The sequence below is a fragment of the Microbacterium sp. 69-10 genome, from assembly GCF_001897945.1.
In the GTDB taxonomy this organism is placed as follows: Bacteria; Actinomycetota; Actinomycetes; order Actinomycetales; family Microbacteriaceae; genus Microbacterium.
The window spans coordinates 123746-132035 of record NZ_MKRT01000006.1 but is presented as its reverse complement, the minus strand read 5'-3'; the positions used below and the strand labels follow the sequence as shown (position 1 = coordinate 132035).

The following is an 8290-nucleotide window of genomic DNA, read 5'->3' as shown; positions in this document are numbered from 1 at the left end:
CCTGGTCGCCGTCGGCTGATCCTCGACATCCTCGAAGCCCCCGTCCGCATCCTGCGGGCGGGGGCTTTCTGTAAAAACCCTGAAAACCGGGAATGTATGCAGATGCATGCAAGTTATCCTCATTACGGCCCACGCGGCACCCACGACTTCAAGGAGAAGCAGATATGTCGATCGAGATCCCCGGCTACCGTCCCGGCACCTACGTCCTCGACCCCGCGCACAGCGAGGTGACCTTCAGTGTCCGTCACATGATGATCTCGAAGGTGCGCGGCACCTTCGGCGTGAAGGAGGCGACGCTGATCGCCCCGGAGAACCCGCTCGAGGCCAAGGTCGAGGCGAAGGTCGACGTGACCTCGATCGACACCAAGGACGAGAACCGTGACGCCCACCTGCGCTCCGCGGACTTCTTCGATGTCGAGAACCACCCGTCGATGGAGTTCGTGTCCACCGGCACCCGCGTCGAGGACGGCGACTTCCTCGTCGACGGCGACCTGACCATCCGTGGCATCACCAAGCCGGTCACCTTCGAGTTCGAGTTCGGTGGCTTCGGCACCGACCCGTATGGCAACTACAAGGCCGGCGCGTCCGCGAAGACCGTCATCAACCGCGAGGACTTCGGCCTCACCTGGAACGCCGCGCTGGAGACCGGCGGCGTCCTGGTCGGCAAGGAGATCACCATCGGCCTCGACCTGCAGGGCGCACTGCAGGCCTGATCCGCTTCCCTTCACGAGCCCCGGGGCCCGGCGCAGTCAGCGTCAGGCCTCGGGGCTCAGTGCGTCGTAGGCGCGGAAGCGGGGGCTGAGCCGCGCGAGTGTCGCGACGATCCCGATGACCAGGAAGCCGCCCAACAGGGGAGGGAACCACAGGCTGGTCGCCGTGGCGAGGGCGCCGGCATACAGTGCGCCGACGCGGGGTCCGCCGGCGACCACGATGATGAAGACGCCCTGCAGCCGCCCGCGCATGGTGTCGGGGACGGCCGCCTGCATCATCGTGTTCCGGTAGATCGAGCTGACGTTGTCCGCGGCGCCGGAGAGCGCCAGTGCGATGCAGGCGGCGACGATGAGAGCGACGTGCGGCACCTGCTCGGATGCCGGCGGCAGCAGCATCCCGATCAGCAGCACCGCCCCGAACAGCGCGATGGCGATGCCGTAGGCCTGCACCGCGCGGGAGATGCCCAGCCCGTGCCAGCGGTAGTGCACGATCCGCCCGGAGAACAGGCTGCAGGCGAACGTGCCGACCGCGACCGCCGCCGTGAGGATGCCGGTGGTGAAGGCGCCGCCGCCGAGGATCACCGTTCCGAGTGCGGGGAACAGGGCGAGCGGCTGACCGAAGGTCATCGCGGTGATGTCCATCAGGTACTGCATCCGGATGTTCCCCGCGCGCTGCAGGAAGCGCCAGCCGTCGACCAGCGATGCGAGCCCCGGGCGCACGATCGTCCCCTCCGGGAGCAGCGCCGGCAGCGTCCAGAGGCCGAGGAACATCGACAGCATCAGGATGACGTCGATCGTGTACGTCCATCCGAATCCGGTGAGCGCCACCAGCAGGCCGGCGACCGCCGGACCGACCATCACGGTCAGCCCGAACGCGACGCCGTTGAGGGCGGATGCTGCCGCGAGATGGTCCAGGGGGATCAGTCGCGGCACGATCGCGGTGCGCGTGGCCATCCCGACGGAGTTCGCCGCGGCGATCGTCATGCTCAGCCCGTACAGCCACCAGATCGTCTCGGTGTGCGTCCAGGTCAGCGTCGCCAGCAGCGCCGTCGCGATGAAGGCGACCGTCGCGGAGATGAGCGCGACGCGGCGCCGGTCGAAGGCATCCGCCAGCATTCCTCCATAGAGGCCCGCGAGGATCATGGGCACGAGACCCGCGACGGCGATCATCGACACGGCGAAGGTGCTTCCGGTCAGCTCGAACACGTGCAGCATCACGGTCACGACGGTGAGCTGCCCGCCGATGCCCGCGAGAGTCGCGCCGATCCACATGCGCGTGAACGCCGGGCTGATCTTCAGGGGGGGAGAGGTCGATGAGAAGACCGCGGGAGAACTGCACCTCTCGAGGCTATCGGCTGTGCGCGACCGGGGCGCCGAAGCTGGTAGGCTATGGAGGTTGCCGTTCGATCGGCCGCGGATGAAGAGAGCCCACACATCAGGTGTCGGGCGCCGCGCAACAAGCAGAGAGGGGATCGAATCTATGGCACTGGAAGCAAACGTCAAGAAGGCGATCATCGAAGAGTACGCGACGCACCCCGGTGACACCGGATCCCCCGAGGTGCAGGTCGCGATGCTGACGCAGCGCATCAAGGACCTCACCGAGCACCTCAAGGAGCACAAGCACGACCACCACTCGCGTCGTGGCCTGTTCCTGCTCGTCGGTCAGCGCCGTCGCCTGCTGGGTTACCTGCAGGACATCGACATCAACCGTTACCGCTCGCTCATCGAGCGCCTCGGTCTGCGTCGATAAGCACCGCTGCCGCGTATATCGCGCAGAACATTCTTGGAGAGCCGCCCCACGGTGTGGGGCGGCTCTCGCTGTGTCCCGGGGTTGACGGTCCCGCTCGGTTTCCAGTAGGAAAGTATTTAGGTTTCCCGATGGAAAGTGGGGGAATGTCATGGAGCAGAGGCCGGAACCGGGTCTGGAGCCTTATGAGCCGCCGACCGCAGCCGTCGCGCAGGCGTATCTCGACGAATCGGAGCGTGTGGCTCAGCGTCGCGAGCAGCACATCGATCGCCGCGCCGCCGCGCGGCTCCTGCTCGCCGAGGGGATCTCGTTCGCGATCTACCTCGTCGTGCTCATGCTCGTGTTCCCACCCGCCGAAGGCGCCAACATCATCGTCATCGTCGCGCCGTTCATCGCCTGGACTCAGCTCGTGACGACGCTCCGCGAGGAGTACGGCTATCAGCGCCGAGGCCGCGAGCAGCGAATGCGGGCGGCAGTGATGCTCATCCTGCTCGCCGTCGTGGTCGGATCACTCGGCACGCTCATGCTGGGTGTCGACATCCCCGTCGCTCTGAGGTTCGCGCCCGGGGTCCTGTGCTTCGTGCTGTACGGCCTACTCGCGTGGGGTGAGTGGAGACATGCAACCGCGGAGCGGATCGTCCGGAAGCGGGCGCCCTTCGACCGCCGGGCGCGATTGACCACGACCTGCATCGGGATCGCGGTCGGGGCGATCGTCGCCTGCGTGGCGACCCCCTCCGCACTCATCGCCAACATCGTCAACCTCCTGGCGATGCTCGCCCTGGTGGTGTGGTTGTCGGCCTCGATGCTGACGCAGGGATCCCAGCTCGCGCTGGCATGGGGGCCGTTCCTGTGGATCTGTTTCGCCCTCTCCGGTGCAGTGATCGTCGCGCTGCTGCTGCTGGCGCAGTTCACCTCCATGCCACCGACCATCGGGGGCTACGTCGTCGGTGGTGCGATCGCGCTGGCGTTCGCCCTCGGAGCCTGGTGGGGCCCCGATCGTGGGTGAGAGCCCCAAGCATCCGCGGCTCCGGCTCGACGACAGCTTCGCCAGTCCCATCCGCTTCTCGTTGATGGCAGCGCTCGGCGAGGAACTCGAGCTCGACTTCGCCACCTTGGCCGGCGTCCTGCAGGTCTCCGACTCCGCGCTCAGCAAGGCGATCTCCTCGCTCGAGCAGGTGCACTACGTGAAGGTCCGCAAGGGGCAGGTCGGTGCTCGCGGGCGCACCTGGGTCACCGGCACAGCAGTCGGCCGTCGGGCGTTCCAGGCGCACCTCGAGGCGCTGCGCGCGATCGTCGACTACGGTACGGGCGGGTGACTCAGGCGCCGACCAGGTCCGCGTGGTGGATGGCGGCGACGTCCGGGTGCGCCCGCAGCCGTGACTTGAGCGCGTTCTCGCCGTAGAGGCTGTGGATCGGATTGGCCGGGTCGTCGGTGACGCCGCGGGCCTGGGCGGCCAACTCCGCGGGGAGATCGATGAGCGGGAGCTGCGAGACCAGCGCGGGGTTGAAGAAGAACGGGATCGACAGGCGGTCGTCGGGGGCGGCGGGAGAGATGACCCGATGGTTGGTCGCCTTCAGATATCCGCCGGTCGCGTACTCCAGCAGCTCGCCGATGTTGACCACGAACGCGCCCTCGACGGGCGGGGCATCGACCCATTCGCCGTCGCGCTCGACCTGCAGGCCGCCGCGGCCGGGCTCGACCCAGAGGAGGGTCAGCACACCGCTGTCTTTGTGGGCGCCGACGCCCTGCTGCGGAAGCGGCTCATGCGTCCCCGGATAGCGCACGATCTTGATGAGCGTCGAAGGCTCCCCGAAGTGGTCGTCGAAGTACGACTCCTCTGCTCCCAGCGCCAGCGCCCACGCGCGCAGGAGCCGCCGGGAGATCGCCGAGAGGGCCGCATGCCATTCCGCGACCACCTCGCGCAGCTCGGGCTGAGCGGACGGCCACAGGTTCGGGCCGATCAGCCTGGAGTAGGGCGGCCCTCCGGCCACAGCATCCCGTTCCGGCCCGATGTCGATCTGCTCACGCCAGTCGACCGCACCCTGCGTACGCTCGCCCCCGATCCGGGTGTACCCGCGGAAGTGCGGGCTCTTCACGTTCTCGATCGCGAGCTTGTCCTCGTCGGGAAGCGCGAAGAAGTCGCGAGCGGCGCGGTGCAGGCGCTCCTCGAGCCCGGCGGGGAGGCCGGTGCCGGTCAGATAGAAGAAGCCGACGTCGTGGGTCGCCGCACGAAGATCGGCTCGGAACGCGGCGGCCTCCTCCTCTCCGGCATCGAGTCGGGAGAGGTCCAGGACGGGGAGGTTCAGGTCGGACATGCGTCGAAGGTAATGCGGATGCAGGTGCGGTGGCGCGAATGTTGCGCTGTTTTACCCGGCGCCCGCGACAGGTGCGCATCGATCGCAATGCTAGGCTCGGTTAGGTAAGGCACCCCTTACCGATCATCGACACACGGAGAACACCCCGCTCGTGCTCGCAGTCATGCTTCCCGCGCTCCTGATCGGCCTTCGCGAAGGCCTGGAGGCGGCTCTCGTCGTCGGCATCCTCGTGGCCTACATCCGGCGCCTCGGGCGCGCCGACGTCCTGGGCCGGATGTGGATCGGCATCGGACTGGCGATCGCCCTGGCGCTGGGCATCGGCGCCGTGCTCACCTTCGGCGCCTACGCCCTCACCTCCGAGGCCGAGGAGATCATCGGCGGAACGCTGTCGCTGGTCGCCGTGGCGATGGTCACCTGGATGATCTTCTGGATGCAGAAGGCCGGACGCACCATGAAGTCGAACCTGCAGGGCGGCGTCGACCGCGCGCTGGCGGACGGCGGCCTGTGGGCGCTGGTCGCGGTCGGCTTCGTCTCCGTCGCCCGGGAGGGCATCGAGACCACCCTGCTGCTGTGGTCCATGGTGCAGTCGTCCGGCGACGCGCCGCTGGCGCTCCCCGGGGCGCTGCTCGGACTCGCCATCGCCGTCGTCGTCGGCTGGCTGATCGCGCGCGGCGCCGTATGCCTCGACCTGCGACGCTTCTTCGCCTGGACCGGCGGCTTCCTCGTGATCGTCGCCGCAGGCGTGCTGGCTTACGCCGTGATGGACCTCCAGGAGGCCGGCGTGCTGCCGGGACCGTTCTCCGCGCTCGCTCCCGTGGATCCCGGCACGGGCATCGTGCTCACCGGCGTGGCCGGATTCCCCTTCGGGTGGGCATTCGATGCCAGCGGCGTCATCGTGCCCGGCGGTGTCTGGGCGGTTCTCCTGCAGGCCATCGTGGGGTTCATGCCGCACATGACCTGGCTGCAGGTGATCGCGTGGACGCTGTACATCGTCGTCGTCGGCGCCCTGTTCATCCGCGGCATCCGCACCGGTCGTCCGCGCGCCCACGTCGCCGCCCCCGCTCAGACCTCCTCCCTCACCTCGACATCCCCTGGAGCAGCATGACCCTCACCGCCCGCACTCTCGGCGCCGCTGCGGCGCTGGCGGCAGCAGCCATCGCCCTCACCGGATGCGTCGCCAAGGCGACCGCCGACCCGGCCGCATCCTTCACCGTGAAGTCCACGGCCGATGCCTGCACGGTCTCCGCCGACACGGCGAAGAGCGGCACGCTGACCTTCGACATCTCCAACAGCGGAGACCAGGTCACGGAGTTCTACCTCCTGGCTTCCGACGGCCTGCGCATCGTCGGCGAGGTGGAGAACATCGCTCCGTCGGCATCCCGCACCATGACCGTCGTGGCCCAGCCGGGCGACTACTTCACGGTGTGCAAGCCCGGCATGGTGGGCGACGGCGTCGGCAAGTCCGCGTTCACGGTGAGCGGCGAGAAGGTCGCCATCGACGGGCCGGACGCCGAGCAGAAGCAGAAGGCCGTCGACCTCTACGCCGCGTTCGTGAAGGATCAGGTCGGACAGCTGGTCCCGGCGGTGCAGGAGCTCGTGAACGCCTACCAGTCCGGTGACGACGAGAAGGCGCGCGAGCTGTTCCCGAGCACCCGCGCGTACTACGAGCGCATCGAGCCCGTCGCCGAGGCGCTCGGCGATCTCGATCCCCGCATCGACTTCCGCGAGGTGGATGCCGTCGCTGACGGCCTGGACTGGACCGGCTTCCACCGCCTGGAGAAGGACCTGTGGCAGCCCGCCCAGGATGCGCTGAACTCCGACGGCGAGACGTCGGCGTGGAAGGACTGGGCGCCGTCCACGCCTGAGCAGCGGGGCGAGTTCGGTGATCTGCTGATCGCCGACGTGCAGGAGCTGTACGACTACGTCCACTCGAAGGACTTCACCACAGCGCTGAACGACCAGGGCATCGCCGGCATCTCCAACGGTGCGGTCGCGCTGCTCGACGAGGTCGCCACGGGCAAGATCTCGGGCGAGGAGGACTGGTGGTCGCACACCGACCTCTACGACTTCGCCGCCAACGTCGAGGGCTCGAAGATGGCGTTCTCGCTCGTCAGCGACCTCGTCGCCTCGAAGGGCGCGGACGGCAAGGCGCTCGTGGAGGAGATCTCCACCGGGTACGCGGACCTGGAGAAGGCTCTGGCCGCGCAGGGATCGCTGGATGCCGGGTTCGTCCCGTTCACGCAGCTGAACGACGCCGACAAGCGCGAGCTGATCGACCTGATCAACGCTCTCGCCGAGCCGCTGTCGAAGCTGACCAGCACGGCTCTCGCCTGATCCGCCGATGACCGAGGACGTCGAAGCCGGGCGGAAGAGGCCCGGACTGAGCCGGCGGGGCCTGCTGGGGCTCGCGGCGGGCGGGGGAGCCGCCGCCCTGGCGCTGGCCGGTGGCGGAGGCTATGCGCTCGCCGCCGCTCAGCGACGGGAGGAGACGGCATCCGGAGTGCATGCGTTCTTCGGCGCCCACCAGGCCGGCATCACCACTCCGGTGCAGGAGCATCTGCATTTCGCGGCGTTCGACATGATGCCCCGCAGCGACCGCGCCGACCTCATCGAGCTGCTGCAGGACTGGTCGTACGCGGCATCCCGGATGACGCAGGGGCTCGAGGTCAGTGCGACGGGCGCCGTGGGCGGATCCTCCGAGGCGCCTCCGGACGACACCGGGGAGGCGCTGGGGCTTCCGGCGAGCTCGCTGACCGTCACCTTCGGCTTCGGTCCGACGCTCTTCGAGAACGAGGACGGCGATCGCTACGGCGTCCGCGATCGTCTGCCCGCGAAGCTGAAGCCGCTCCCGGCCTTCCTCGGCGAGGATCTCGACCCGATGCTCTCGGACGGCGACCTGTGCGTGCAGGTCTGCGCCGACGATCCGCAGGTCGCCGTGCACGCGATCCGCAATCTCAGCCGCATCGCGTTCGGGCGCGCCAAGCTGCGCTGGTCGCAGCTCGGCTTCGGCAAGACCTCGCGCACGACGGCGGAGCAGCAGACCCCGCGCAACCTGTTCGGGTTCAAGGACGGCACAGCCAACATCCTCGCCGACGATGCCGAGGCGCTCGACGAGGACGTGTGGGTCGCGGACGGCGACGATCCCGCCTGGCTCGCCGGCGGTTCGTACCTCGTCGCGCGCAAGATCGCGATGCTCATCGAGACCTGGGATCGGGTGCGCCTCGGCGAGCAGGAGCGCATCTTCGGACGTGACAAGGGCGAGGGTGCGCCTCTGAGCGGCGGCACCGAGGGGACCGCCCCCAAGCTGTCCGGACTGGATGAGCACAGCCATGTGCGGCTCGCGCATCCCGACAGCAACGGCGGCACCCGCATCCTGCGACGCGGCTTCAACTACGTGGGTGGCAACAACAGCCTCGGGCGCCTCGACGCCGGGCTCTTCTTCCTCGCCTACCAGCGCGACCCGGCGCAGTCCATCGGGCTGCAGCGGAAGCTCTCCACCGATCTGCTGAACGAGTAC

The 8290-nt window shown here is 68.5% G+C and carries 9 protein-coding genes; 7 read left to right on the top strand and 2 right to left on the bottom strand.

The annotated features are described in order from the left end of the window. Positions 1 to 164 precede the first annotated feature (164 nt). On the top strand, positions 165 to 713 hold the full coding sequence (locus BGN97_RS02695) for a YceI family protein (protein WP_292697807.1): 549 nt from the start codon (positions 165 to 167) through the stop codon (positions 711 to 713). Positions 714 to 755: 42 nt separating this feature from the next. Here BGN97_RS02695 and BGN97_RS02690 read toward each other — a convergent pair whose 3' ends face one another. Continuing rightward, positions 756 to 1982 carry an MFS transporter gene (locus BGN97_RS02690; RefSeq protein WP_292697805.1) on the bottom strand — a complete coding sequence of 409 codons (1227 nt, stop codon included), beginning with the start codon at positions 1980 to 1982 and terminating at the stop codon, positions 756 to 758. 208 nt (positions 1983 to 2190) lie between these two features. Between BGN97_RS02690 and rpsO the strand changes: the two genes are divergently transcribed. The 3 genes from rpsO to BGN97_RS02675 all read left to right on the top strand — a co-directional run bounded on the left by rpsO (position 2191) and on the right by BGN97_RS02675 (position 3773). Continuing rightward, positions 2191 to 2460: a 30S ribosomal protein S15 gene (gene rpsO, locus BGN97_RS02685; protein WP_292697803.1), complete on the top strand. Its 270-nt coding sequence runs from the start codon at positions 2191 to 2193 to the stop codon at positions 2458 to 2460. Between the two features lie 148 nt (positions 2461 to 2608). After that, on the top strand, positions 2609 to 3463 hold the full coding sequence (locus tag BGN97_RS02680) for a hypothetical protein (protein ID WP_292697801.1): 855 nt from the start codon (positions 2609 to 2611) through the stop codon (positions 3461 to 3463). Further along, positions 3456 to 3773, top strand: coding sequence for a transcriptional regulator (locus tag BGN97_RS02675; RefSeq protein ID WP_292697799.1), 318 nt, complete (start codon positions 3456 to 3458; stop codon positions 3771 to 3773). The genes BGN97_RS02680 and BGN97_RS02675 overlap by 8 nt, the downstream gene beginning before the upstream one ends. 1 nt (position 3774) lies before the next feature. On the opposite strand, the gene BGN97_RS02670 is transcribed toward BGN97_RS02675, so the two are convergent. After that, positions 3775 to 4773: a 2-oxoglutarate and iron-dependent oxygenase domain-containing protein gene (locus BGN97_RS02670; RefSeq protein ID WP_292697797.1), complete on the bottom strand. Its 999-nt coding sequence runs from the start codon at positions 4771 to 4773 to the stop codon at positions 3775 to 3777. A gap of 163 nt (positions 4774 to 4936) precedes the next feature. On the opposite strand from BGN97_RS02670, the gene efeU reads away from it, so the two are divergent. The 3 genes from efeU to BGN97_RS02655 all read left to right on the top strand — a co-directional run. Beyond that, a complete protein-coding gene (gene efeU / locus BGN97_RS02665; RefSeq protein ID WP_292697913.1) occupies positions 4937 to 5878 on the top strand; it encodes an iron uptake transporter permease EfeU in 942 nt (313 codons plus the stop codon). After that, positions 5875 to 7107, top strand: a complete 1233-nt coding sequence (gene efeO / locus BGN97_RS02660) for an iron uptake system protein EfeO (protein WP_292697795.1) — start codon at positions 5875 to 5877, stop codon at positions 7105 to 7107. Before efeU ends, efeO begins: the two co-directional genes overlap by 4 nt. 7 nt (positions 7108 to 7114) lie before the next feature. Continuing rightward, a partial coding sequence (locus BGN97_RS02655) for a Dyp-type peroxidase (protein WP_292697793.1) occupies positions 7115 to 8290 on the top strand: 1176 nt, incomplete at its 3' end.

Bases quoted from the DNA above. Each gene is read 5' to 3' on its own strand.
- BGN97_RS02695 (WP_292697807.1), top strand. From the start codon at position 165: ATGTCGATCGAGATCCCCGGCTACCGTCCCGGCACCTACGTCCTCGAC.
- BGN97_RS02690 (WP_292697805.1), bottom strand. From the start codon at position 1,982: ATGTGGATCGGCGCGACTCTCGCGGGCATCGGCGGGCAGCTCACCGTC.
- rpsO (WP_292697803.1), top strand. From the start codon at position 2,191: ATGGCACTGGAAGCAAACGTCAAGAAGGCGATCATCGAAGAGTACGCG.
- BGN97_RS02680 (WP_292697801.1), top strand. From the start codon at position 2,609: ATGGAGCAGAGGCCGGAACCGGGTCTGGAGCCTTATGAGCCGCCGACC.
- BGN97_RS02670 (WP_292697797.1), bottom strand. From the start codon at position 4,773: ATGTCCGACCTGAACCTCCCCGTCCTGGACCTCTCCCGACTCGATGCC.
- efeU (WP_292697913.1), top strand. From the start codon at position 4,937: ATGCTTCCCGCGCTCCTGATCGGCCTTCGCGAAGGCCTGGAGGCGGCT.
- efeO (WP_292697795.1), top strand. From the start codon at position 5,875: ATGACCCTCACCGCCCGCACTCTCGGCGCCGCTGCGGCGCTGGCGGCA.